This window comes from Actinacidiphila polyblastidii, assembly GCF_036353415.1.
GTDB classification, from domain to species: domain Bacteria; phylum Actinomycetota; class Actinomycetes; order Streptomycetales; family Streptomycetaceae; genus Actinacidiphila; species Actinacidiphila polyblastidii.
The window spans coordinates 161,693-184,962 of the sequence record NZ_JAZEWV010000005.1 but is presented as its reverse complement, the minus strand read 5'-3'; the positions used below and the strand labels follow the sequence as shown (position 1 = coordinate 184,962).

Below are 23,270 nucleotides of genomic sequence, written 5' to 3'. Positions count from 1 at the left end.
CAGGCGGTAGGTTGCGGCCATGCCAAGCGTGCTCGTCGTCGAGGACGACCAATTCGTCCGCTCCGCCCTGATCCGGCACCTGACGGACGCCGCGCACACCGTGCGCAGCGTCGGCACCGCGCTCGAAGCACTGCGCGAGGTCGCGCAGTTCGGCTTCGACGTGGTGATCCTCGACCTCGGCCTGCCCGACCTGGACGGCGCGGAGGCGCTGAAGATGCTGCGAGGCCTGAGCGATGTGCCGGTGATCATCGCCACCGCGCGGGACGACGAGGCGGAGATCGTCCGGCTGCTCAACGACGGCGCGGACGACTACCTGGTGAAACCGTTCTCCGTGGAGCACCTGTCGGCCCGGCTGGCGGCCGTGCTGCGCCGGGCCAAGGGCCGTACCGCCGACCGCGCGGAGGCCGAGTCGCTGATCCGGGTGGGCGGCCTGCAGATCGACGCGCGCCGCCGGCAGGCCGCCCTGGACGGGGCGCCGCTGGACCTGACGCGGCGCGAGTTCGACCTGCTGACCTTCCTCGCGGCGCGTCCCGGCGTGGTGGTGGCGCGGCGCGAGCTGCTCGCCGAGGTGTGGCAGCAGTCGTACGGCGACGACCAGACGATCGACGTGCACCTGTCCTGGCTGCGCCGCAAGCTGGGGGAGACCGCGGCCAGGCCCCGCTACCTGCACACGCTGCGCGGTGTCGGGGTGAAGCTGGAGCCCCCGGCGTGACCCGCCGGGCACACGACGGCGGCCACCGCTGGGGGATGCGCTGGTCGCTGATACGGGTCTCGCTGGCGGTCACCGCGATGGTGGTGATCGCGTTCGCGGTGCCGCTCGGCCTGGTCGTCAGGGAGCTGGCCAGGGACCGGGCGCTGACCAACGCCGAGCGGCAGGCCGCCGCCATCGCGCCCGCGCTGGTCATCACCACCGACCGCCAGGAGCTGGACCGGGCGGTCGCCACCACGCAGGCCGGCGCGGAGGACCGCATCGCGGTGCGGGTGCCGGCCCACGCCGGGTCGCCCGCCGTGGACCTGGGCACGCACCGCGCGACGCGGGCGGACCTCGACCGTGCCGCGTCGTACGGCGAGGCGTCCACCGTGCGGGTGCCCGGCGGGTACGCGCTGCTGCGGCCGACGGCGGTCAGCTCGGGCACCGCGGTGGTCGAGGTGTTCGTGCCGGAGGCCGACGTGACCCGGGGGGTCGCCACCGCCTGGGTGGTGCTCGCCGGGGTGGGGCTGGCGCTGATCGTCGGCTCGGTGGCCATCGCGGACCGGCTCGGCGCCCGGATGATCCGCCCGGCGGTGCGGCTGGCGAGCGCCGCGCAGCAACTGGGCGAGGGCGACCTGGGGGTGCGAGTGCAGGAGGACGGCCCGGGGGAGCTGCGGGCGGCCGCCGCGGCGTTCAACGCGATGGCCGACCAGGTCGTAGGGCTGCTGGCGAACGAGCGGGAGCTGGCCGCGGACCTCTCGCACCGGCTGCGCACCCCGCTGACGGTGCTGCGGCTCAACACGGCCTCGCTCGGCGACGGCCCCGCCGCGGACCAGACCCGTGCGGCGGTCGCGCAGCTGGAGCGGGAGGTCGACCAGATCATCAGGACCGCGCGCGAGCAGCGCGCGCCCGCGCCGGGCGCCGCCGGGTGCGACGCGGCGGAGGTGATCAGGGACCGGATGGCGTTCTGGTCGGCGCTCGCCGAGGACGAGGACCGGGCGGTGTCGACGGCCGGCGCGGACCGGCCGGTACGGGTGCCGGTGGCGCGCGCCGAACTGGCCGCCGCGCTGGACGCGATGCTCGGCAACGTCTTCCGGCACACCCCGGAGGGCACCGCCTTCGCGGTGGACGTGCACAGCTCGGCGGACTCGGTGATCGTGCTCGTCTCGGACGCGGGCCCCGGCGTCGCGGACCCGGCAGCGGCGGTCCGCCGCGGCCACGGCGACGGCGGGCAGGGCTCCACCGGGCTCGGCCTGGACATCGTGCGGCGGGTCGCGGAGTCCACCGGCGGCGACATCGCGGTCGGCCGCGGTGTCCTGGGCGGCGCGGAGATCCGCCTGTACCTCTCACGCGGCGTCAGCGTCCGCCCGGTCGCGGCCTCCCGCCGCCGCCGTCACCTGTAGGCGGCGGGCCCGTGCTCGCCCCCCGCCCGCGCCCCCGTGCGTTGGGCCGTCAGGGGCGTAGCGGGGGCGGCCGCCGCACGGGCGGGGGAACAGCTGTGGCGGGGGGCGGGCGCCGCTTTTAGCGTCGAGGGGGCGGGCCGGTGTGGCGCGTCCTTCGTGCACGGAAAGCGGGATGCGCTGATGAGAATGGGACAGATGACGCCCCGGTCGCGGTGGCTGGCCGGCCTCGCCGCGGCCGGTTCCGCCGCCGCCGCGGTGCTCGTGGCGCCGCAGGCGGGCGCCGCCACCGCGGCCGCCACGCACCGGGTCGCCCCCGGCCAGTCCGTGCAGGCGGCGGTGGACGCCGCGCACCCGGGCGACACCGTCGAACTGCGGCCCGGCACCTACCACCAGACCGTGCGGATCACCGTCGCCCACCTGACGCTGCGCGGCGCCGGCGCCGGCGCCCACGACGTGAGGCTGCTGCCGCCGGCCGGTGCGGCGCCCGCGGCCGTCGGCATCTCGGTCAGCGGCGCCCCCGGCGTGCGCGTCGAGGACCTGACGGTCTCCGGCTTCGCGCAGTACGGGATCTTCGGCACGCACGCCGACGGCATGACGGTCGCCGGCGTGGTCGCCGCCGACAACGCGCAGTACGGCATCGGCCAGGAGAAGTCGGTGCACGCCCTCTTCGCCGGCAACGTCGCCCGCGGCAACGGCGAGGCCGGCATCCTGCTGGCCAACGCGGTCAGCGAGGAGGGCGGCGCGCTGGACACGCTGGGCGCGCGGATCACCGGCAACGCCCTGTCGGGCAACAAGATGGGCGTCGTGCTGCGCCGGGTGCGCGACATGACGGTCGCGGCCAACGCCGCCACCGGCAACTGCGCCGGCGTGTTCGTCGTCGGCGACGAGGGCCTCCCCCGGGCGGGCGACCTGACGGTCCGCGGCAACGTCGTCTCCGGCAACACCAGGTTCTGCGCGGCGACCAGCCGGCTGCCGTACGTCCAGGGCTCCGGCATCGTGCTGACCGGCGTGGAGAACACCGTCATCGAGGGCAACACGGTGACCGGCAACTCCGGCGACGCGCCGATGTCCGGCGGCGTCGTGCTCTTCCACAGCTTCGTGGGCGTCCCCAACACGGGCAACGCGATCCACGACAACCTGCTGACGGGCAACGGCCCGGCGGACATCGCCGACCGCGACACCGGCACCGGCAACACCTTCAGCGGCAACACGTGCGCCGTGTCGCTGCCCGCCGGCCACTGCTGACCCCGCGCGCCCCCGATCCCGTACGCCCCCCGATCCCGTACGCCATCCGCCGGAACCCCTCCGCGCCACCCCGTTCCCACCGCACCACCCGCCGTACCCGGCACGACCCCCCATCCCCCCGCAGCAGAAAGGCGGCGCCATGACCACCGCGCCACCCACCACCTCCGACGACCGCACCCCGGCCCCCGACCGCGCCCGCGTCCGCGCCGGCGCCGCGCAGGGCGCACCCGACCCGCAGACCTCGATGCGGCTGCGCGAGATCGTGTTCGGCGCGGCCGTGGCCGCCGCCGTGCGCGCCGCCGCCTCGCTGGGCCTGGCCGACGCCCTCGGCGACGCCCCCGCCACTGCCGACGACCTGGCCCGCGCGACCGGCGCCCAGCCGCGCGCGCTGCGCCGCCTGCTCACCGCGCTGGCCAGCCACGGGCTCTTCACCGAGACCGAGGACGGCCGGTTCGCGCACACCGACATGTCGCGGCTGCTGCGCGAGGACGCGCCGGGCAGCCTGAAGCACATCGCCCTGTGGTGCACCGAGCCGTGGACCTGGCAGGCGTGGCCGCGCCTGGACGACGCGGTGCGCACCGGCAGGGAGGTCTTCCCCGACGTCTTCGGCAAGGGCTTCTTCGACTACCTGCACACCGAAGGCGGCGACTCCGCCCGGGTGTTCGACCGGGCGATGACCGCCTCCAGCCGGCAGGCCGCGGCCGACCTGGCGGAGTACGTCGACATGACCGGGATCGCCCGGGTCGCCGACATCGGCGGCGGTCAGGGGCACGTGCTCGCCGGCCTGCTGGAGAAGCACCCCGGCCTGCACGGCACGCTGCTCGACCTGCCCGCGGTCGTGGCGGGCTGCGACCCCCGGCTGCGCGACGGCGGCGCGCTCGCCTCCCGTGCCACGCTGGTGCCGGGCGACTGCCGGCAGGCGATCCCGGTCCAGGCCGACCTGTACATCATCAAGAACATCCTGGAGTGGGACGACGACAGCACCCGGGCGACGCTGGCCAACGTGATGGCGGCGGCCGAGCCCGGCGCCCGCGTGCTGGTCATCGAGAACCTGGTGGACGACAGCCCGTCCATGCGGTTCACCACCGCGATGGACCTCCTGCTGCTCATGAACGTCGGCGGCGCCAAGCACACCCGCGCGAGCATGAGCGCCCTGATGACGCAGGCCGGTCTGACGCTGGGCGAGATCCGCCCGGTCAACCCGTACCTGCACGCTTTCGAGGCGGTCGTCGCGGGCTAGCGCTCCGACCGGACTCCGACCGGACTCCGACCGGCAAGGACATCGGCCCGTACCTCCCGATCGGGAGGTACGGGCCGATGTCCTGCGCGGCCTGCCCCGCGGACCGTCAGGTCCGCTCCCAGCGGTAGAACTCCCTGGCCATCGCGTCCTTCGGCTCCCGCCAGGTCAGCGGGTCGTAGGCGGTGACGTACGCGGACAGCGCGTCGCTGACCGAGCGGAACTGCGGGTGGTCCTTCATCCGGGCCACCTCGGGGCCGGGCGGCCGCTCGGCCTCGATCAGGTGCAGGTACAGCTCGCCGAACTGGAACAGGCTGCGGCCGGTGACCCCGATCAGGCCGGGCAGTTCGCCGCGGTCGGACTCCGCGAAGGCGTCCGCGATGCCGTCCGCGGAGTCCGGCTTCATCCGGGCCACGATCAGGCTGCGGTGCATCGCGCTCACACCCTTCCCGCGTCGGCCGCGGCCTTCTCGACCTGGTCGCGGATGCGCTCCATCTGGATGACGGAGTTGCGGTTGATGTGGTCGGTCATGCCGGCGTCGTCGACCGGCGCGGTGGGCTTCATCGCGAAGTCCTGGACCCAGCGCATCGCGGTGCCCTCCGGCACCGGCTCGTACTCCCAGCGGATGTCCATGTGGTCGAACGGGCCGGTCTCCACCCGCCGGGCCTGGACCGTCCAGCTGCCGCGGTCGGCGGTGCGCTCGGAGACCCAGCTCCACACCGTGCCGTTCTCGTCGGGGTGCATGGTGAGGCGGAAGGTGACCCGGTCGCCGTCCCGCTCCATGACCTCGACCGAGGCGTACTCGCTGAACAGCGTCGGCCAGCGCTCCAGGTCGTTGGTCATCTCCCAGGTCAGGTCGAGCGGGGCGGCGATGACGATGCGGTTGTCGGTGTGTCCGGTGGTGCTGGTCATGTGGTTCTCCTCCGTGCGGCTCGGGCGGACGGCTCAGACCGCGGCGGCGAGCGTGCCGTTGACGGTGTCCAGGAAGGCGCGGGGCGTCTTGCAGCCCTCGGCGTCCGCGCCCATCGGCTGGCCGTAGCGCTTCTCCAGCTCGGCGACGATGCCCAGCAGGCCGAGGGAGTCCAGCTCGAAGTCCGCGAAGGTGGCGTCAGGGCGGCTCTTCATCTCCTGCGGGTCGACGGAGAGTCCGGCCCGTGCGTTCATCAGCTCGGCGAGCTCGTCGAAGGTGACAGTTCCGATCATGGTGGTTCTCCTTCGTTCTTTCGGGGATGCGCGGCGCCCGCCGGACCGGGGTCCGAGCGGGGCGGGCGGCCGCGGGTTCAGAGTTCGCCGTCGGGGACGCGGCGCAGCACCAGGGCGGCGTTGCCGCCCATCAGGCCGCGGCTGAGCACCAGAGCGGTGTCGAGCGCCGCGGTGCGCGCCTCGCCCGTGACGACGTCGAGGTCGTGCCGGACCTCGGTGACGTTCGGGGTCGGCGGCACCACGCCGTGCTCCAGGGCGAGGACGGCCGCGGCGACGTCCAGCGCGGAGGAGGCGGAGTAGGCCCGGCCGAAGCCGGTCTTGGGCGCCGTGACGGGGACGTTCGCGGCGTGCGGGCCGAGCGCGTCGGCGAGCGCCAGCGCCTCGGCCTGGTCGGCGGCGGGCACGCCGAGCGCGTCGGCGAAGACCACGTCGACCTCGCGGGCCGAGCAGCCCGCCTCGTCCAGCGCGCCCCTGATCGCGCGGGCCAGGCCCTGCCGGGAGTCCTCCCAGCCGTCGCCGCCGGTGAAGGTCGCGCAGTGCCCGGCCACTTCGGCCCTGGCCCGCACGCCCCGCCGCCGCGCGGCGTCGGCGTCCTCCAGCACGAACATCGCGCCGCCCTCGGCCGGCGAGAAGCCGCGGGCGTCGACGGTGAACGGCAGGTAGGCGCGGTGCGGCTCCTCCTCCAGGCTCAGTTCCGGGTAGCCGAGCTGGCAGACCACCGAGTACGGGGCGAGCGGCGCCTCGGTGGCGCCGACCACCACCGCGTCGGTGCCGCGCCTGATGGTGCGCCGGGCGTGCGCGAAGGCGTCGAGGCCGCCGGCCTCGTCGTCGGCGAGCACCCCGCAGGGACCGCGGAAGCCGCCGCGGATGGAGATCTGGCCGGTGCTGGCCGCGTAGAACCAGGCGATCGACTGGTAGGGCCCGACGAACGACGGTCCCTTGCCCCACAGTTGCTGCAGCTCGCTCTGGCCGAACTCGCCGCCGCCGCTGCCGGCCGCGGTGACCACGCCGATGCCGAACGGGTCGTCCGGGTCGGCCGCCAGCCGGGCGTCGTCCAGGGCGAGTTCGGCGGCGGCCATGGCGAAGTGGCTGAACCGGTCGGTCTGCACCAGGAACTTGCTGTCGACGAGTGCGGCCGGGTCGAAGTCGCGGACCTCGCCGGCCACCCGCAGCGGCAGGTGGGCGCAGCCCTCCCGGGTGACCGGGCCGAGCACCGAGGCGCCCCCCACGACGGCCTTCCAGAAGGGCTCGGCGCCGATGCCGTTGGGGGCGATCACGCCGAGGCCGGTGATGACCGTCCGCCGGGCGGAGGACTCGCCCGGCGCGGCGTCGTGCGTGCTCCGGTCCCTCGTGCTCTGGTCCCTCATCGGGTGCTCCTCTCGGCGTGCGCGAGCACGACCGCGGACTGGAAGCCGCCGAAGCCGCTGCCGACCGACAGCACCGAGCGCAGCTGCGTCTGCCGGGCGGTGCGCGGCACGTAGTCCAGGTCGCAGTCCGGGTCCGGGGTGTCGTAGTTGGCGGTCGGCGGGACCACGTCGTTCTTCAGCGCCAGTGCGCAGGCGGCGAGTTCGATCGCGCCGATCGCGCCCAGCGAGTGGCCGACCATCGACTTGATCGAGCTCATCGGCACCTTGCGGGCGTGCTCGCCCAGCGACCGCTTGACCGCCGCGGTCTCGTGCCGGTCGTTCTGCTTGGTGCCGGAGCCGTGCGCGTTGACGTAGTCGACGCCGGTGCGGTCGATCCGCGCCTCGGCGAGCGCCTGGTCGATCGCGTGCGACATCTCCAGGCCCTCCGCGGTCAGCCCGGTCATGTGGTAGGCGTTGCCGAAGGTGGCGAAGCCGCGCAGTTCGCAGTGGATGCGGGCGCCGCGCCTGCGGGCGTGCTCCCACTCCTCCAGCAGCAGCACCGCCGCGCCCTCGCCGAGCACGAAGCCGTCGCGGTCCGCGTCGAACGGCCGGGAGGCGTGCGCCGGGTCGTCGTTGCGGGTCGAGGTGGCCTTGATGGCGTCGAAGCAGGCCACCGTGATCGGGGAGATCGGCGAGTCCGCGGCGCCGGCCACGATGACGTCCGCCCGGCCCTCCTGCACCAGGTGGAAGGCGTGGCCGACGGCGTCGAGCCCGGAGGTGCAGCCGGTGGAGACGGTCTGCACCGGGCCGTGCGCACCGAGGTCCGCCGCCACGTCCGCGGCCAGCGCGCTCGGCTGGAACGCCCGGTGCAGGTGCCGCCCGGCCGGCTCGTGCGCCACGTCCCAGCGGGAGCCCTTCCCGCTGACCGCCACGTAGTCGTGCTCGAGGCGGGTGGTGCCGCCGACCGCCGAGCCGAGCGACGCGCCGATCCGCCACGGGTCCTCCGCGCCCATGTCGAGACCGCTGTCGCGCACCGCCTCGCGGGCCGCGGTGAGGGCGAACTGCACGTACCGGTCCGAGCGTTCGGCCTGCTCGGGGGTGAGCCCCGCGGCGGCCGGGTCGAAGTCGCACTCGGCGGCGATCCGCGACCTGAAGCCCTCCGGGTCGAAGAGGGTGATGCCGCGGGTCGCGGTCCTGCCCGCGGTGAGCAGGTCCCAGAACGCCGGCACGCCTATCCCGCCGGGGGCGACCACCCCGAGTCCGGTGACCGCCACACGGCGGCTCATGCCCGCGCCCCAGCCGGGTCGGGGGGCACGGCAGGCGCGGCGGCGGTCTCGCCGGCGGCGTCGGCGCCCTCGGTGTCGACGTGGCCCAGCTCGGGGCGCGGCGCGAGCGGACCCAGGTGGAACACCATCCGGGCCTCGGTGTCGCCGACGTTGCGGAACCGGTGGCGCACGTCGATCGGGATCATCAGGCCCTGGTCGGGCCGCAGCGTGTGGGTGGCGCCGTCGAGGTCCACCTCCAGCGCGCCGCTGACGACGTAGACGAACTCCTCGGAGTACGGGTGGTAGTGCTCGCCGATGCGCTCACCCGGGCCGACGATGGCCAGGCCCATGAAGCCGCTGGTGCAGCCGGTGGTGGTGGGGGTGAGGACGGCGCGCAGGTCGCCGCCGCGGCGGCGGTTGGGGCTGGTGTCGTCGAGGTGGACGATGCGGGCTTGGCTCTGGGTCATTCCGGCTCCTTGGTGGGTGGTCCGGCCGCCGCGGCTGCGCCGCCGCCGCGGCCCGGGGGTCAGGCGGGCTGCGCCGAGCGGTCGGTGACGAGGTTCATCTGCCGTCCGCCGCGGGCCAGTTGGCCGGCGTCGGCGGGGCCCCGCAGGTCCAGCACCCGGACCAGCACGTCGCCGCGCTGGAATACGGTGGCCGCCACCACCGGGCGGCCGGGGTCGGCGCAGTCCGCCGCGTCGAGGTCGGAGAGCGTGCGGGCCTGCGACGGGCCGTCCCGGCCGGGGATCTGGTGCACGAAGGCCAGCCGGGTCAGCCCGGCGGCCGCGGCGGCCCGCGGGTCGGACGCCACGTGCCGGACCGCGGGCAGCGCGGCGCGGGCGAAGAAGGCCCGCGCCGAGGAGGAGTCGGTGAGGTCGCGCTCCTCCTCCAGGTACGGGTTGATCGCCTCCTCCACCGCGCGCACTTCGGGCTGCCGGGCCACGTGGCGCAGGGCGTTGCCGAGGTCGCCCTCGACCTCGACGGCGCGCACCACCCGGTTGCCGTACATGTACAGCGAGGTGCGCAGCAGCCGGGTGGTGTCGTCGACCCTGGACTCCGGCGACTCGTAGTCGGCGAGCAGCTTGCCGACCGCCTCCTCGCTGCCCGGGCGGACGGTGAAGGTGATCGCGTGCCGGACGACACCGCCGGAGCACAGCGGCGGCTCGGGCAGCGGGTCGAGCCCGGCCGCGGGGGCGGCGGCCGGCTTGCCGCGGCGCACCGCGGCCCGCACCGCCTCGCCCGGCTCAGGCGTCTCGCGGTTGACGACGTAGCGCAGGCTGGTGGTGTCGCGCACGGTGTCGTGCAGCGGCTCGACCATCTTGCGGTGGGCGGCGCTCTCCACCCACTCCAGGAAGGGCTCGCTGCTCTCCCACTCGCTGGTGATCAGCCACTGGGAGGAGTTGCCGAGCGACTGGCAGAGCTGGTCGCTGATGTGGCCGGGCACGGCCGCCACCTGGTGCCGGATCTGCTCGTACGCGGCGAGGAAGTCCTGCTGCTTGCCGTCGAGGACGTCCAGCAGCAGCACGACGCGAAGGCGGGTGGTCGGAGGGGCGTCGCCGAGGGCGGCGGGGGACGGCGGAGTGCGCCGGTCGTCCAGGGTGGTCACGGGATCTCGGTCCTCTCGCAGGTGCGGAAAAGCCGCTTGCCGTACGCATATGCGATCGGCGAGGCCGGCTAACGTAATGCTCACGTAAAGCTCCGGATCGCGCACGACGCGTGAGGCGGGCGGGTGAAGACCCGGGCAACCGGCTCGCGGCGGGGGACCGGCAGGGAAGGGAGCAACGCAGCCGGTGGACCGCGGCCCGCGTTCCGCACCCGCCGCACACCGGCTCCGCACCGTCCCGCACTGGAGAGACCCATGACGCGTCAACCCGACCGGGGCCCCGCAGGCCCCGGCCCCGCCTCCGCCCCCGCCCGTGCCTCCGCCCCCGCCCGTGCCTCCGCCTCCCGACCGACCGCCGTCCCGGCCCCGTCCGTCCCGGCCCCGTCCGCCCCGGCCGGGCACGGCCACGACGAGCGGGTGCCCGTGCTCATCGTGGGCGGCTCCCTGGTGGGCCTGTCCGCCTCGCTCTTCCTCGGCCGTCTCGGCGTCCCCCACCTGCTGGTCGAGCGGCACGCCCGCACCTCGCACCACCCGCGCGGCCGCGGCAACAACGTCCGCACCATGGAGCTGTTCCGCACCGCCGGTGTGGAGGACGCGATCCGCGACGCCGCGTCGGTGCTGGCCGGCAACCACGGCATCCTCCAGGCCGACACCCTCACCGGCGCCGACCAGGAGTGGCTGTTCAAGCAGATCGACCCGGGAAACCGGATGGCCGCCATCAGCCCGTCCGGGTGGTGCCTGTGCAGCCAGAACGACCTGGAGCCGGTCCTGCTCGACGAGGCCCGCGGCCTCGGCGGCGACATCCGCTTCCACACCGAGCTGGTCGACTGCGTCCAGGACGACGAGGGCGTCACCGCGGTCGTCAGGGACCGGGAGAGCGGCACGGAACGCACCGTGCGGGCCGACTACCTGATCGCCGCCGACGGGCCGCGCAGCCCGGTCCGCGAACGCCTCGGCATCCCCATGACCGGGCCCGGCGACCTCTTCCACAACGTGAGCATCACCTTCCGCGCCAAGGGCCTGGCGGACGTGGTCGGCGACCGGCGGTTCATCGTCTGCTACCTGACCACCCCGGCCAGCCCCGGCGCCCTGCTGCCGGTCGACAACGCGCAGGAGTGGGTCTTCCACGCGCCGTGGCGGCCCGACGACGGCGAGACCCTGGAGGACTTCACCCAGGAGCACTGCGCCGACCTGATCCGCACCGCCACCGGGGTGCAGGACCTGGAGGTGGAGATCACCGGCAAGGCCCCCTGGCACGCAGCCGAGCGGACCGCCGCGGCCTACCGCGGCGGCCGCGTCCTGCTGGCCGGCGACTCCGCCCACGAGATGTCGCCGACCGGCGCGTTCGGCTCCAACACCGGCATCCAGGACGCCCACAACCTGGCCTGGAAGCTCGCCGCGGTGCTGGCCGGCTGGGCCGGGCCCGGCCTGCTCGACACCTACGACGCCGAGCGGCGGCCGCTCGCCCTCGCCACCGGCGCGCGCGCCTCCGCCCGCTCCGCCGAGCACAGCCACCCCGGCTACGACGTCGCGCCCGCCGCCGGCCGCCAGGCCGGGATGCTCGCGGTGGTCCTCGGCTACCGGTACCGCGAGGGCGCCCTGGAGGACCCCGCCGCCGAGCCCGGCGCCGCGCCCGACGCGTCCGTCATCCCCGCGGACTTCAGCCCGCTCGCCGCCGTCGGCGGCCGGGCCCCGCACATGTGGCTGCGCCGCGGCGCGGAGCGGCTGTCCACGCTCGACCTCTACGAGAGCGCGCCGGTGCTGCTGTGCGGGCCGCGGGCCGCCGCCTGGCAGGACGCGGCACGGCTCGCCGCCGAGCGCACCGGCGTCCCGCTCCAGGCGTACGGGATCGGCCGGGACGTGGTGCCCGAGCCGCCGGCTCCCGCCGCCGGCGGCGAGCGCCCTGGCGCGGGCCCGCCGGCCGGCCGCCCGGCGGGACCGCCGTCGGGACCTCCGGCCGGACCGCCCGCGGGACCGCCGGACTTCGGGCGGCTGCACGGCGTCGGCGACGACGGCTGCGTGCTGGTGCGGCCCGACGGGATCGTCGCCTGGCGTGCGCAGGGGGCCGACCCCGACCCGCAGGCCGCGCTCGAAGGCGTGCTCCGCCGGGTCTTCCGGCTGACCTGAGCCGGCCGGCGGGAGGCCGCCGTCAGGCAGCCGCCCGCGGGTGGCGGCCGGGACCGGTCACCGGCCCCGGCCGCCGCGCCCGGCGCCGCCCTGCGCCGCGCGGCGGGTCAGCGGGTGACGCGGTAGCGGCCCGCCATGCCGCGCATCATGTGGCCGGGCACGTGGCAGTGGTAGATCCAGTCGCCCGGGTTGTCCTCGCGGTACTCGACCGTGAGGGTCGTCGCGGGGCCGAGCACCTGCGAGTCCACCCAGCCGTCTGCGGTGCGCCAGCGGTGGCCGTGCACGTGGAAGACGTGGAAGCTGTTGCCCAGGGTGCCCACCCGCCAGCGCACCCGGTCGCCCGGCCGGGCGGTGAAGGTGGGCGCGTTGTCCACGAACGCGCCCCCGTTGCAGAGCGACACGTCCTGCTTGAGCGACGGCGCGTCGGCGGACGCCAGGTCGTGGAAGAAGAGCACGAACTCCCGGTCCACCGGCGGGGTGTCCTTGTCGGTGATCGCGATCATCCCGAACAGGCCCAGCTCCGCGCCGATCTCCATCACCGGCCCGCCCGCCGAGAACGCGTCCGCCTGCGCCCCGCCGGACGGCGGCGGGCTGTCGCCCGGCTTCCCCGACATCCCCTGCATCCCCGCCGAGGGGGGCGCCGAGGGCGCCGCGGATGACGCGGCCGCGTGCGCCACCGCCTGGGGCGCCGCGTGGTCGTGGTACGGCCAACTGCCCACCGACCCCTCGGTGCACGTCCACTCGTAGGTGTAACTCCCGCCGTACGCCACGGCGGTGCCCGGCCGCCTGGGGTCGTCGGACATCCAGCCGCCGTCGTTGTCCTGGTCGTAGCGGACGCCGTGCGGGTGGATGCTGTGCGGCCACTTGTAGTGCGCGTCGTTGTTCCTGAAGTGCACCCGGATCACGTCGCCGACCTCGGCGCGCAGCACGGGCCCGGGGACGCCGCTGTTGGCGCCGATGCCCTCGGGCCCGTGGTCGGCGGGCAGCGGGCTGCCCCACTTCGGGGTGTACGCGCGGTACCCGATGGCCTGGTACGTGGTCTGGTCGGCGGTGAACTTCATGCCGGTCATGCCGTCTTTGCCGTTCGGCGCGACGTTGTGCGCGTAGGAGTCGGCCTGCAGCCAGTACTCGCGGACCCGGCCGGAGGGCCGGAACCGGTCGGTGGCGAAGGGATCAAGCGCGCCGGCCGCCGCGCCCGGCGCCGCCTGGGCGGCCTGGGCGGTGGAGAGGGTGAGCGCCGCCGCGGCGCCCCCGCCAGTCAGCGCCCGCAGCAGCGAGCGGCGGCCCTGGGAGGTGCGGGCGGCGACGGGTGCGGGGGATGCGGGGTCATCCGTTGGCATGGCGTCCTCTCGGCGGAGTTGCGGTGGGGGTACGGCGCGAGCGCGGGCGGCACGGCGCGCCCCGCCGGGTCGGGGCCGCGGGTGGCCGCCGTCACCACTGTGCGTGGACACCGGGCGCTCGCGCCGTTCCGGCCGGGCCGAGCGGGTGACCGGGACGGCCGGGACGGGGGAACGGGGACGGGGATCGGGAAGGGGACGGAATCCCGTCGTGCGCCCGGGAACCACCCGAAGAGGCGAAGCGGCCACCCTCGTGGATCATCCCGGTGGCAGCGAGCCGGTGAGTGACTGACGGTGAGGGTGTCGCCACTGCGCTTTCCAGGGCCGGCACGAAGCCGACCGGCGCACGGTGCGACGGAAGGACGTCCCATGCGTACTGCCCGCTCCCTCCTGGCCGGCGCCGCACTCACCGCCTGCCTCGCCATCGCGGCCCCGGCCGCCCACGCCACCGGCGCGGTCGACGCCTACGACCCCAGCAGCCCGAAGTCCTCGTCCGACAACTCCGGTTGGACGGGCGAGCAGGGCGGCGCCGGCGCCGACAGCAGCAGCGGCTGGCAGAAGAGCGAGGACAGCGGCAGCGGTTGGAACGGCGAGAAGCCGCACGGCGGCATGCACACCGGTGGCGGCGGCATGTCGCTGGCCGGCGGCAGCGGTCTGGCGGCCGGCTCGGTCCTGCTGCTCGGCGGCCTCGGCGCCGGTGCGTACGTGCTGCGCCGCCGCCGTGGCGCGTCCGGCGCCGCTGTGGCCGCCTGACCTTCCGCAGCCACCTCCCACCTCCTCACCCTCGGCATCCGCGCGCTTCCGGGCGTTCCTCCCGTTCCGGTGTGGCCGCCGTCCCCGTGGCGGCGGCCGCACCGGCCCGTTCCCGGTGTTCCCCGCCGGATGTGAAGTCCCCGTAAGCACCAGCGACGCAGCGACGCAGCAGGTCAGCAGGTCCGCGAAGAAAGGCAGCGCCCATGTCCGTGCAGCCCCCGCACCCCGGCGCCTCCCAGGGGGGCGGCGCCTCCGGGCGCGATCCGCGCACCCGCGTCCTGCGCTGGGCGGCGGGCGCGGCCCTGCTCGGCGGGCTGCTGGTCTACAACTCCTTCAACCCGACCGGCTCCCAGCCCGCGGTCGGCGCGCCCGCCGCCCCCGCCCCGGCCACCGCCGGAGCCTCCGCGCAGGCGTCGGCGTCGGCCGCCGCCTCGGCGCGCGCCGCGCAGGGCCCGGTGCTCTCGCGGGCGGTGCCGGTCCGGCTGTCGATCCCGTCGATCGGCGTCAACGCCCCGTTCACGCCGCTCTCGCTGGGCTCCGACGGCCGGCTGCAGCCGCCGCCGGAGGACGACGTGAACCTCGCCGGCTACTACGCGGACGGCCCGATGCCGGGCGAGCGCGGCAGCGCGATCGTGGCCGGGCACGTCGACACCAAGACCGGGCCCGCGGTGTTCCTGCTGCTCTCGCTGCTCAAGAAGGGCGCGACCGCGGACATCACCCGCGTGGACGGCGTCACCGCGACCTTCCGGGTCGACTCGGTGGAGACCTTCGCCAAGAACGACTTCCCCGACGACCGCGTCTACGGCGACACCCCGGACGCCGAACTGCGCATCATCACCTGCGGCGGCACCTTCGACCACGCCAAGCAGGACTACAAGGACAACGTCGTGGTCTTCGCCCACCTGGAGTCCTCCCGGCAGGACTGACGCCGCGTGACGCGGCGAAGCGTTAAGCCCTTCCTTCCCCCTCCTTAAGCCCGCCATAAGAACCGGGCCCGCCGCCCTCAACTGGGCTTTTGTCCGTTCCCTGCCCGCTAGCGTGCGCCTTCAGTCCCTCACTGACACCGCGTACGAGGCAGGCAGCACATGGCATCCACTCACCGTCGCCGTCCCAGTGGCACGGTCAAGGCGATCGGCGCGCTCGTCGCCGCAGCGGCCGTGGCGGGCGGGGCCTTCGTCCTCGCCGGGTCCGCGAGCGCCGCGACCGTCGGGGCGGCGTACTCCAAGACCAGCGACTGGACGACCGGTTACACCGGCCAGTACCGGATCACCAACTCCACCGGCAGCACCCTGAACGGCTGGACGCTCAGCTTCGACCTGCCGGCGGGCACCTCCATCAGCTCGCTGTGGAACGGCGACCACACCGTCTCCGGGCAGACCGTCACGGTGAGGCCGGCCGGCTGGAACGCGACGATCGCGCCGGGCGCCTCCGTCGAGGTGGGCTTCGTGGCCAAGGCCGGGACGAAGGCCGCCGACCCGGTCAACTGCATGATCGACAACGCCAGGTGCTCGGTCGCGGACGGCCCGGCGCCCACCCCGACCGGGCACCCCACGCAGGCCACGACCCCGCCGCCCGGCACCCCGCCGCCCAGCAGCCCCGCGCAGCCGCCGGCGCAGACCCCCACCGCGACGCCCACCCCGACGTCGACCGGCTCCACCGCAACCGGCGGCTTCGCGCCCTACGTCGACACCTCGCTGTACCCGGCGTACGACCTGACGGCCGCGATGAAGGCCGACGGCGTCAAGCAGTTCAACCTGGCCTTCGTGGTCTCCGGCGGCGGCTGCGTGCCCAAGTGGGGCGGCGTCAGCGACCTCGGCGGCGACCCGGTCGCGGCGCAGATCGGCGCGGTCCGCGCGGCGGGCGGCGACGTGCGGGTGTCCTTCGGCGGCGCCAGCGGCACCGAACTGGCCGCCGCCTGCTCCTCGGCCTCCGAGCTGGCGGCCGCCTACGGCGAGGTCGTCGACCAGTACAAGCTCACCAAGGTGGACTTCGACGTGGAGGGCGGCGCGCTGCCCGACACCGCCGCCAACACCCGCCGCGCGCAGGCCATCGCCCAGCTGCAGAAGAGCCACGGCGGCCTGGAGGTCTCCTACACGCTGCCCGCGATGCCCACCGGCCTCACCCAGGACGGCATCAACCTGCTGGGCGACGCCAGGAGCAACGGCGTGGACGTGCACGCGGTCGACATCATGGCGATGGACTACGGCGCCTCGTTCGGAGGCGACATGGGCCAGTACGCGATCGACGGCGCCACCGCCACCCAGGCGCAGGTCAAGAGCGTGCTCGGGCTCTCCGACGCGGCCGCCTGGCAGAAGATCGCGGTCACCCCGATGATCGGCGTCAACGACGTCGGCAGCGAGACCTTCACCGTCGCCGACGCCACCCGGCTGGCGAACTTCGCGCGGACCAAGGGCCTCGCGTGGCTGTCGATGTGGTCGGCGACCCGCGACAAGCAGTGCGCGGGCGGCGCGCAGGGCTGGGCCGACCCGAGCTGCAGCTCCGTCGCGCAGAGCGCCGGCGCCTTCTCGAAGGCGTTCGCCGGCTACAGCGGCTGACACCGCGCCGGCGCAGGGCTGTTCCTCTCCCACCCCCACGGGAGAGGAGCAAGGAGCGGTACGGCAGCACCCTCGAACTGCCGCACCGCTCCTTTTCTTCGTCCCCTCAGGACTCCCCGTCCTCCTCCGGGAGGTCCGGAAGGACGTTGTCGCGCGCCACCGCCGCGTACCAGTGGGCGCTCTGCTTGGGAATCCGGCGCTGCGTGGAGAAGTCCACGTAGACCGCGCCGAACCGCTTGCTGTAGCCGTAGGCCCACTCGAAGTTGTCCATCAGCGACCACAGGAAGTAGCCGCGCACGTCCGCGCCGTCGGCCAGCGCGCGGTGCACCGCCGACAGGTGGCCGTGCAGGTAGGCGATCCGCTGCGGGTCGTTGACGGTGCCCTCGGGGGAGAGGTAGTCGTCGTAGGCGGCGCCGTTCTCGGTGACCATGAGCGGCAGCCCCGGGTGCTCCCGGTGCACCCGCATCAGCAGGTCGTACAGTCCGCTCGCGTCCACCGCCCAGCGCATCGCGGTGGTCTCGCCCGGCGGCAGGTGGAAGGCCACGTGCTCGGAGCCGGGCCACGGCGAGTGGTCGCTGGCGCCGTGGCCGTCGTTGCGCGGCACCTCGGGGTCCCCGGTGTGCGCGGTGCTGTCGGAGACGAGCGTCGGCGTGTAGTAGTTGATGCCCAGCAGGTCGATCGGCCGGGAGATCTCGGCGAGGTCGCCGTCGCGGACCAGCGCCTCCCAGTCGACCAGGTGCGCGGTGTCGGCCAGCAGGTCGGCCGGGTAGTCGCCGCTGAGGATCGGGCCGAGGAACACCCGGTTGCCGACCGCGTCGATCCTGCGGGCCGCGTCGAGGTCGGCGGGCGAGGAGCTGAGCGGGCGGATCTGGTGCAGGTTGAGGGTGATCGAGGTCTGCGCGGCGGCGGGGAGCACCGAGCGCAGCGCCCCGATCGCCTTGCCGTGGGCGAGGTTGAGGTGGTGCACGGCCTTGAGCGCCGAGTCCGGCTCGGTGCGGCCGGGTGCGTGCACGCCCGAGCCGTAGCCGAGGAACGCCGAGCACCAGGGCTCGTTGAGCGTGGTCCAGAACGGCACCCGGTCGCCGAGCGCGCCGGCCATGATCGCCGCGTACTCGGCGAACCGCTCGGTGGTGTCGCGGACCGTCCAGCCGCCGACGTCCTCCAGGTCCTGCGGCAGGTCCCAGTGGTAGAGCGTGGCGACCGGGGTGATGCCCTTGGCGAGCAGCTCGTCGACGAGCTGGCGGTAGAAGTCGAGACCGCGCTGCACGGCGGGGCCGCGGCCGGTGGGCTGCACCCGCGACCACGACACGGAGAAGCGGTAGGCGCCCAGCCGCAGGTCCGACATGAGCGCGACGTCGTCACGGAAGCGGTGGTAGTGGTCGGCCGCGATGTCCCCCGTGTCCCCGTTGAGGACGCGGCCGGGCGTGTGGCTGAAGGTGTCCCAGATCGAGGGGGTGCGGCCGTCCTCGGCCGCGGCGCCCTCGATCTGGTAGGCGGCGGTGGCCGCCCCCCAGACGAAGCCGGGGGGAAAGCGGAGCGAGGCGGTGGTGGCCTCGGCACTCTCTGAACGGACAGCTGTCATGCGGGGACTCCAGGGGAATCAGGGGTAGTCGGGGGGTCGGGGGCCGGGTGGGATCGGGACCGGTGGGTTGCGGGTGGGACCGGTGCCGGGGGCTCAGCTCTTGACGGCGCCCGCGGTGATGCCGCTGACGATCTGCCGGCCGAGCACGGCGAAGACCAGCAGCAGCGGCAGCGTCGACACGAGCGCGGCGCACACCACCACGGCGTGGTCGATCGAGTGGTTGCCGGCGCCGACGCCGGCCAGGGCGACCTGGACCGTCGGGTTCTGCTGGCTCAGCGCGATGAACGGCCAGAAGAAGTCGTTCCAGGACTGCACGAAGACGAGCATGCCCAGCACCGCCATGGCCGGCCGGGCGACCGGGAAGACCACGTGCCAGATGATCCGCAGCGAGTGCGCGCCGTCCACCCGGGCCGCCTCGACCAGCTCGATCGGCAGCGCCTCGGCGAGGAACTGCCGCATGAAGAAGACGCCGAACGCCGCGACGAGCGAGGGCAGGATCACCGACTGCAGGTGGCCGACCCAGCCGGCCTTGGTGATGATCTGGTACAGCGGGATCACGGTGAGCTGCGGCGGCACCGTCATGGTGGCGACCACGACGGTCAGCAGCGCGTTGCGGCCGCGGAACTCCAGCTTGGCGAAGGCGAACCCGGCCAGGGTGGCGAAGAGCACCGTGCTGAAGGCGACGCAGCCCGCCACGATCGTCGAGTTGATCAGGGCCGTGGTCATGTCGACCTGGGTCCAGACGATCTTCAGGTTGTCGATCAGATGGCTGCCCGGCAGCAGCGGGGTGGGCGGGGTGACGATGTCGGTGTCGGTGTGCGACGCGGCGACGACCGTCCAGTACAGCGGGAAGAGCGAGACCAGCGTGGCGAGGATGATGAACGCGTAGGCGATCGGGCCGCCGTTGTGCTGCTTGCCCGCGCCTCCCGCCCGCAGCCGGCGCCTGCCCTGCTTCAGGGGGAGCGAGGAGTGCCGGGGCCCGGCGGGCCGGACCGGCTCGGTGAGTTGTGCCATGGGTCAGCTCCCCAGTTTCCGGCGGCTGCGGCGGATGACGAGCAGCTGGACGGCGCCGATGAGCAGCAGGATCAGCAGCATCACCCAGGCGACCGCGGACGCCTGCCCGAGCTGCCCGACCTGCCAGCCCTTGTCGTACATGTAGAGGCTCAGCGTCTGGTACTGGTGGTCGGTGCCGCCGGTCGGGCCGACGCCGCCGCCGTAGATCAGCGGCTCACCGAAGAGCTGGGTCGCGCCGATGGTCGAGACGATGATGGTGAAGAAGATGGTGGGACGGATCGAGGGGATCGTCACGCTGATGAACTGCCGCCAGCGCGAGGCGCCGTCCAGCGCCGCCGCCTCGTAGAGGTCGGACGGCACCGCCTGCATCGCGGCCAGGTAGATCAGCGCGTTGTAGCCGGTCCACCGCCAGGTCACGATGGAGGAGATGGCGATCTGCGCGGGCCACTTGGAGGAGTCCCAGCGGATGCCGTCCACCCCGAAGTGCCCGAGCAGCTGGTTGATCATCCCGTAGTCCGGGTTGAACAGCTGCACGAAGACCAGCGCCGCCGCCGCGATCGAGGTGGCGTACGGGGCCAGGATCGCGACCCGGAAGAAGCCGCGCGCCCGGAGCTTGTAGTTGAGCAGGTGGGCCAGGCCCAGGGCCATCATGAGCTGCGGCACCGTGGAGATCACCCCGAGGGTGAAGGTGTTGCGCAGCGCCTTCCAGAAGAACTGGTTGTCCCACAGGTTGGTGTAGTTGTCGAAGCCCACCCAGCTGCCCGAGCCGCTCTCGCCCAGCTCCACGTGGTGGAGGGAGAGCCAGCCGGTGTAGATCAGCGGGAAGAGCCCGAAGGCCGCGAAGACGAGGAAGAAGGGGGCGATGTACGCATAGGGCGACGCCTTGGTGTCCAGCCGGTAGAGCTTGGCACGCCAGTTGCCCGGTGCGCCGGGGTCACCGCGGCGGGATGTGCTGGGGGCGGGCCGGGACGACGGAGGGCTGCCGTCGGACGTCGCCCTGACGGAGGTGGCCACGAATGGCGTCCTTCCCGTAGGGATTCAGCGGGGGAGAGCAAAAGGGAGGCGGGCCGCCCGGCAGGTGGGAGTCACTGCCGGGCGGCCCCGAGGGGGGCTACTCGCCGAGCTTGTCCTTCACCTGGGCCTTGACGTTGGACCAGGCCTTCTCGGAGGAGGTGCCGCGCTGTTCCATGTCCAGCAGGCCGTTCTTGGTGATGATGTCCTTGACCGTGCCGTCGTCCGGGCCGATCGGCGCGGGCTGGATGCTCTGCGCGGTGGTGGCGAAGATCTTCCCGGTCGGCGCCGGCTTGCCGGCGGGGCCGAAGTAGTCGTTCGTCGTGTTCTGCACCGCGGGGTCGCTCAGACCGCCCTTGTTCGACGGGATGTTGCCGAACTTCTGGAAGATCTTGACCTCCTGCGCGGCGGCGGTCAGCCACTGCGCCAGGGCCGCGGCCTCGGCCTGGTGCTTGCTGGCCTTGGTCACCGCCAGGAAGGAGCCGCCCCAGTTGCCCGCCTGCGGCGGCTGGGCGATGTCCCACTTGCCCTTGTTCGCCGGTCCTGAGTTGGTCGACACCAGGCCGGTCATCCAGCTCGGGCAGGCCACGGTGGCGAACTTGCCGGTCTTGAACGCCGCCGACCAGGTGTTGTTCGAGTCGAACTGCTGGAGCTTGGCGGTCAGGCCCTCCTTGACCGCCTTGGCCGACAGGTCCCAGGCGGTCTTGACGCCAGGGCTGGAGTCGTAGACCAGCTTGCCGGTCTGGTCGGAGAACTGCGTCGGCTGGCTGGAGAGCACCGCGTTGAACAGGCCGCCGGCCGAGTCGGTGAACGCCACGCCGCTGGGCGCCTTGGCCTTGAACTGCTCGCCGACCTGGACGAACTTCGCCCAGTCGCCGTTCCAGAGCGCGGCGACCTGCTGCGGGTCGGTGGGCAGGCCGGCCTGCTGGAAGAAGTCGGTCCGGTAGCAGATCGCCGTCGGGCCGATGTCCGTGCCGACGCCGATGACCTGGCCGTCCGCGGTGGTGGCCTGCTTCTCCTTGTAGCTCACCCAGTCGTCGGCGCTGAAGCCCTTGATGGACTTGAAGTCCACGAACTTCGAGGCCAGCTGCGGCTGGATCGCCTCGGCGATGTAGCCGACCTCGATCGCCTGGATGTCGTCGAGCCCGCTGCCCTGCTGCAGGTGCAGCTTCAGGGAGTCCCAGTACTGCTGGCCGTCGGTGACGTTGTCCTCGACGATCTTGATGTTCGGGTGCAGGGCCTCGTACTCCGAGAAGAGCTTCGCCCCCGTCTTGTCGTTGTAGCCGAACTCGTTGAAGTCACCGATGTGCAGCGTGATCTGCTCCGAGGACGACGACTTCCCGTCACTGCCCTTGGAGCCGTTGTCGTCGCTGCTGCTGCAGCCGGTGATCAGGGTCGCGCAGGTCGCGAGACCCGCGACCGCGATGACAGCGGCCTTGCGGGTTCTGCCTGAAGTGCGCATTCCACTCTCCTTGTCAGGGTGGGTCGGCGTGCGGGTGGTGCGGTCCCCGGGTACGTGCTCGTGACCGCCCGTGTGAGGGGCGCGTGTGGGAGCGCTCCCACGTAGGCTTTCCGGAACATTCACGCCTGGGAGGGGTCAGTGTCAAGATGTGAAGTCCATTTCGTTGCCGGAACGTGTCCGGAGCTGAGTGGCGGTCACTTCTTGAACGGACGGGCTCGCCTGCGGCTTGTACGGTGGGAGCGCTCTCAGCCACCTCTCGGTGGTGGCCGAGCCGAGCGCTATGGTGGCGCGGAGCAGGAAGCAGCAGGAGGCGGAAGTGGCCATGAACGGGCGGCACAGCGGACGGCCCACCCTGGAAGAGGTGGCCGTGCGGGCCGGGGTGGGACGCGGCACGGTCTCACGCGTGATCAACGGGTCGCCGCGGGTCAGCGACCGGGCGAAGGCCGCCGTCGAGGCGGCCATCGCCGAGCTGGGCTACGTGCCGAACCGGGCGGCCCGCGCGCTGGCCGGAAACCGCACGGACGCCATCGCCCTGGTCATCCCCGAGCCGGAGACCAGGCTCTTCGCCGAGCCGTACTTCTCCGACATCATCCGCGGCATCGGCGCCGAGCTGGCCGACACCGACATGCAGCTGCTGCTCACGCTGATCCGCACCCCCAAGGAGCGGGCCCGCTTCGCCCAGTACCTCGCCGCCCACCGGGTCGACGGCGTGCTCCTGGTGTCCGTGCACGAGGACGACCCGCTGCCCGACCTGCTGGAGCAGCTGGACATGCCCGCGGTGCTCAACGGCCGGCGCAGCGACCTGGAGTCGGTCTCCTACGTGGACGCCGACAACGTGGGCGGCGCCCGCGCCGCCGTCGCCCACCTGCTCGCCCGCGGCCGCCGCCAGATCGCGACCATCACCGGCCCCCCGGACATGTACGTGGCGCGCTGCCGCCTCGACGGCTACCGGCAGGCCGTGCAGGAGTCCGGCGCGGGCGTCGACGAGGCGCTGGTGGCCCGCGGCGACTTCACCGAGGAGGGCGGCCGCCGCGCCATGCGCGAGCTGCTCGCGCGCCGCCCCGACATCGACGGCGTCTTCGCCGCCTCCGACCTGATGGCGGCCGGCGCCCGCGCGGTGCTGCGCGAGTCCGGCCGGCGCGTCCCCCAGGACGTCGCCCTGATCGGCTTCGAGGACTCCGCGATCGCCCGCCACATGGACCCCGCGCTCACCAGCGTCCGGCAGCCGACCGAGGAGATGGGCCGCACGATGGCCCGCGTCCTGCTGGAGGAGATCGCCGAGCGCGAGTCGGTGCGGCGGCATGTGGTGCTGGCGACCGAGCTGGTGCAGCGCGACTCGGTGTAGCCGCGGCCCTCCGCGGACACGGGCTGCGGCTGCGCTCCGGCTGCCGGTTTCCCTGCGGCGTCGGGGAGTTGGGCTACCGTCGGACCCGGCC

At 73.8% G+C, this 23,270-nt stretch carries 21 protein-coding genes; 9 read left to right on the top strand and 12 right to left on the bottom strand.

All coding sequences use genetic code 11. The features are described 5' to 3' along the window. Positions 1–19: 19 nt before the first annotated feature. The 4 genes from V2S66_RS09160 (at position 20) to V2S66_RS09145 (ending at position 4,579) form a co-directional block, all read left to right on the top strand. A complete protein-coding gene (locus V2S66_RS09160) occupies positions 20–712 on the top strand; it encodes a response regulator transcription factor (protein ID WP_330794048.1) in 693 nt (230 codons plus the stop codon). A gap of 35 nt (positions 713–747) precedes the next feature. Beyond that, positions 748–2,094, top strand: a complete 1,347-nt coding sequence (locus V2S66_RS09155) for a sensor histidine kinase (RefSeq protein ID WP_330794181.1) — start codon at positions 748–750, stop codon at positions 2,092–2,094. A 195-nt stretch (positions 2,095–2,289) separates the two neighbouring features. After that, positions 2,290–3,339: a right-handed parallel beta-helix repeat-containing protein gene (locus V2S66_RS09150; RefSeq protein WP_330794047.1), complete on the top strand. Its 1,050-nt coding sequence runs from the start codon at positions 2,290–2,292 to the stop codon at positions 3,337–3,339. Positions 3,340–3,478: 139 nt separating this feature from the next. Next, on the top strand, positions 3,479–4,579 hold the full coding sequence (locus V2S66_RS09145; protein WP_413966337.1) for a methyltransferase: 1,101 nt from the start codon (positions 3,479–3,481) through the stop codon (positions 4,577–4,579). 106 nt (positions 4,580–4,685) lie between these two features. Here the strand turns inward: V2S66_RS09145 and V2S66_RS09140 are convergent, their stop codons facing one another. The 7 genes from V2S66_RS09140 to V2S66_RS09110 form a co-directional block, all read right to left on the bottom strand. Then, positions 4,686–5,009 carry a TcmI family type II polyketide cyclase gene (locus V2S66_RS09140; protein WP_330794046.1) on the bottom strand — a complete coding sequence of 108 codons (324 nt, stop codon included), beginning with the start codon at positions 5,007–5,009 and terminating at the stop codon, positions 4,686–4,688. Positions 5,010–5,014: 5 nt separating this feature from the next. After that, a complete protein-coding gene (locus V2S66_RS09135) occupies positions 5,015–5,488 on the bottom strand; it encodes an SRPBCC family protein (protein ID WP_330794045.1) in 474 nt (157 codons plus the stop codon). 33 nt (positions 5,489–5,521) lie between these two features. Then, entirely contained in the window at positions 5,522–5,779 is a 258-nt protein-coding gene (locus tag V2S66_RS09130) for an acyl carrier protein (RefSeq protein ID WP_330794044.1), read from the bottom strand. A gap of 77 nt (positions 5,780–5,856) precedes the next feature. Then, positions 5,857–7,146, bottom strand: coding sequence for a beta-ketoacyl synthase N-terminal-like domain-containing protein (locus tag V2S66_RS09125; RefSeq protein WP_330794043.1), 1,290 nt, complete (start codon positions 7,144–7,146; stop codon positions 5,857–5,859). Continuing rightward, on the bottom strand, positions 7,143–8,411 hold the full coding sequence (locus V2S66_RS09120) for a beta-ketoacyl-[acyl-carrier-protein] synthase family protein (protein ID WP_330794042.1): 1,269 nt from the start codon (positions 8,409–8,411) through the stop codon (positions 7,143–7,145). Before V2S66_RS09120 ends, V2S66_RS09125 begins: the two co-directional genes overlap by 4 nt. Continuing rightward, entirely contained in the window at positions 8,408–8,857 is a 450-nt protein-coding gene (locus tag V2S66_RS09115; RefSeq protein WP_330794041.1) for a cupin domain-containing protein, read from the bottom strand. The genes V2S66_RS09120 and V2S66_RS09115 overlap by 4 nt, the downstream gene beginning before the upstream one ends. 59 nt (positions 8,858–8,916) lie before the next feature. Continuing rightward, positions 8,917–9,987 carry a SchA/CurD-like domain-containing protein gene (locus tag V2S66_RS09110; protein WP_330794179.1) on the bottom strand — a complete coding sequence of 357 codons (1,071 nt, stop codon included), beginning with the start codon at positions 9,985–9,987 and terminating at the stop codon, positions 8,917–8,919. Positions 9,988–10,248: 261 nt separating this feature from the next. Here V2S66_RS09110 and V2S66_RS09105 point away from each other — a divergent pair, with 261 nt between their 5' ends. Next, positions 10,249–12,120, top strand: coding sequence for an FAD-dependent oxidoreductase (locus V2S66_RS09105; RefSeq protein ID WP_330794040.1), 1,872 nt, complete (start codon positions 10,249–10,251; stop codon positions 12,118–12,120). A 107-nt stretch (positions 12,121–12,227) separates the two neighbouring features. Here the strand turns inward: V2S66_RS09105 and V2S66_RS09100 are convergent, their stop codons facing one another. Further along, the gene (locus V2S66_RS09100) at positions 12,228–13,460 is read right to left on the bottom strand and encodes a multicopper oxidase domain-containing protein (RefSeq protein ID WP_330794039.1); all 1,233 of its coding nucleotides are present in this window, start codon (positions 13,458–13,460) and stop codon (positions 12,228–12,230) included. Between the two features lie 366 nt (positions 13,461–13,826). Between V2S66_RS09100 and V2S66_RS09095 the strand changes: the two genes are divergently transcribed. The 3 genes from V2S66_RS09095 (at position 13,827) to V2S66_RS09085 (ending at position 16,765) form a co-directional block, all read left to right on the top strand. Then, positions 13,827–14,210 carry a hypothetical protein gene (locus tag V2S66_RS09095; RefSeq protein WP_330794038.1) on the top strand — a complete coding sequence of 128 codons (384 nt, stop codon included), beginning with the start codon at positions 13,827–13,829 and terminating at the stop codon, positions 14,208–14,210. Between the two features lie 203 nt (positions 14,211–14,413). After that, positions 14,414–15,136: a class F sortase gene (locus tag V2S66_RS09090; RefSeq protein ID WP_330794037.1), complete on the top strand. Its 723-nt coding sequence runs from the start codon at positions 14,414–14,416 to the stop codon at positions 15,134–15,136. A 159-nt stretch (positions 15,137–15,295) separates the two neighbouring features. After that, positions 15,296–16,765, top strand: a complete 1,470-nt coding sequence (locus V2S66_RS09085; protein ID WP_330794036.1) for a glycoside hydrolase family 18 protein — start codon at positions 15,296–15,298, stop codon at positions 16,763–16,765. 106 nt (positions 16,766–16,871) lie between these two features. Here the strand turns inward: V2S66_RS09085 and V2S66_RS09080 are convergent, their stop codons facing one another. The 4 genes from V2S66_RS09080 to V2S66_RS09065 form a co-directional block, all read right to left on the bottom strand. After that, the gene (locus tag V2S66_RS09080) at positions 16,872–18,347 is read right to left on the bottom strand and encodes a GH1 family beta-glucosidase (RefSeq protein ID WP_330794035.1); all 1,476 of its coding nucleotides are present in this window, start codon (positions 18,345–18,347) and stop codon (positions 16,872–16,874) included. Positions 18,348–18,440: 93 nt separating this feature from the next. Continuing rightward, entirely contained in the window at positions 18,441–19,361 is a 921-nt protein-coding gene (locus V2S66_RS09075; protein ID WP_330794034.1) for a carbohydrate ABC transporter permease, read from the bottom strand. 3 nt (positions 19,362–19,364) lie between these two features. Beyond that, on the bottom strand, positions 19,365–20,375 hold the full coding sequence (locus tag V2S66_RS09070) for a carbohydrate ABC transporter permease (RefSeq protein WP_330794033.1): 1,011 nt from the start codon (positions 20,373–20,375) through the stop codon (positions 19,365–19,367). Positions 20,376–20,472: 97 nt separating this feature from the next. After that, entirely contained in the window at positions 20,473–21,834 is a 1,362-nt protein-coding gene (locus tag V2S66_RS09065) for an ABC transporter substrate-binding protein (RefSeq protein ID WP_330794032.1), read from the bottom strand. Between the two features lie 322 nt (positions 21,835–22,156). On the opposite strand from V2S66_RS09065, the gene V2S66_RS09060 reads away from it, so the two are divergent. Next, positions 22,157–23,179 (top strand): LacI family DNA-binding transcriptional regulator, encoded by a 1,023-nt coding sequence (locus V2S66_RS09060; RefSeq protein WP_330794178.1) that lies wholly within the window; start codon positions 22,157–22,159, stop codon positions 23,177–23,179. Positions 23,180–23,270: the final 91 nt, after the last annotated feature.

Coding starts and splice junctions, on each gene's coding strand:
- V2S66_RS09135 (WP_330794045.1), bottom strand. CDS start 5,488: ATGACCAGCACCACCGGACACACCGACAACCGCATCGTCATCGCCGCC.
- V2S66_RS09160 (WP_330794048.1), top strand. CDS start 20: ATGCCAAGCGTGCTCGTCGTCGAGGACGACCAATTCGTCCGCTCCGCC.
- V2S66_RS09075 (WP_330794034.1), bottom strand. CDS start 19,361: ATGGCACAACTCACCGAGCCGGTCCGGCCCGCCGGGCCCCGGCACTCC.
- V2S66_RS09155 (WP_330794181.1), top strand. CDS start 748: ATGCGCTGGTCGCTGATACGGGTCTCGCTGGCGGTCACCGCGATGGTG.
- V2S66_RS09090 (WP_330794037.1), top strand. CDS start 14,414: ATGTCCGTGCAGCCCCCGCACCCCGGCGCCTCCCAGGGGGGCGGCGCC.
- V2S66_RS09095 (WP_330794038.1), top strand. CDS start 13,827: ATGCGTACTGCCCGCTCCCTCCTGGCCGGCGCCGCACTCACCGCCTGC.
- V2S66_RS09100 (WP_330794039.1), bottom strand. CDS start 13,460: ATGCCAACGGATGACCCCGCATCCCCCGCACCCGTCGCCGCCCGCACC.
- V2S66_RS09140 (WP_330794046.1), bottom strand. CDS start 5,009: ATGCACCGCAGCCTGATCGTGGCCCGGATGAAGCCGGACTCCGCGGAC.
- V2S66_RS09065 (WP_330794032.1), bottom strand. CDS start 21,834: ATGCGCACTTCAGGCAGAACCCGCAAGGCCGCTGTCATCGCGGTCGCG.
- V2S66_RS09150 (WP_330794047.1), top strand. CDS start 2,290: ATGACGCCCCGGTCGCGGTGGCTGGCCGGCCTCGCCGCGGCCGGTTCC.
- V2S66_RS09130 (WP_330794044.1), bottom strand. CDS start 5,779: ATGATCGGAACTGTCACCTTCGACGAGCTCGCCGAGCTGATGAACGCA.
- V2S66_RS09145 (WP_413966337.1), top strand. CDS start 3,479: ATGACCACCGCGCCACCCACCACCTCCGACGACCGCACCCCGGCCCCC.
- V2S66_RS09120 (WP_330794042.1), bottom strand. CDS start 8,411: ATGAGCCGCCGTGTGGCGGTCACCGGACTCGGGGTGGTCGCCCCCGGC.
- V2S66_RS09115 (WP_330794041.1), bottom strand. CDS start 8,857: ATGACCCAGAGCCAAGCCCGCATCGTCCACCTCGACGACACCAGCCCC.
- V2S66_RS09060 (WP_330794178.1), top strand. CDS start 22,157: ATGAACGGGCGGCACAGCGGACGGCCCACCCTGGAAGAGGTGGCCGTG.
- V2S66_RS09080 (WP_330794035.1), bottom strand. CDS start 18,347: ATGACAGCTGTCCGTTCAGAGAGTGCCGAGGCCACCACCGCCTCGCTC.
- V2S66_RS09125 (WP_330794043.1), bottom strand. CDS start 7,146: ATGAGGGACCAGAGCACGAGGGACCGGAGCACGCACGACGCCGCGCCG.
- V2S66_RS09085 (WP_330794036.1), top strand. CDS start 15,296: ATGGCATCCACTCACCGTCGCCGTCCCAGTGGCACGGTCAAGGCGATC.
- V2S66_RS09105 (WP_330794040.1), top strand. CDS start 10,249: ATGACGCGTCAACCCGACCGGGGCCCCGCAGGCCCCGGCCCCGCCTCC.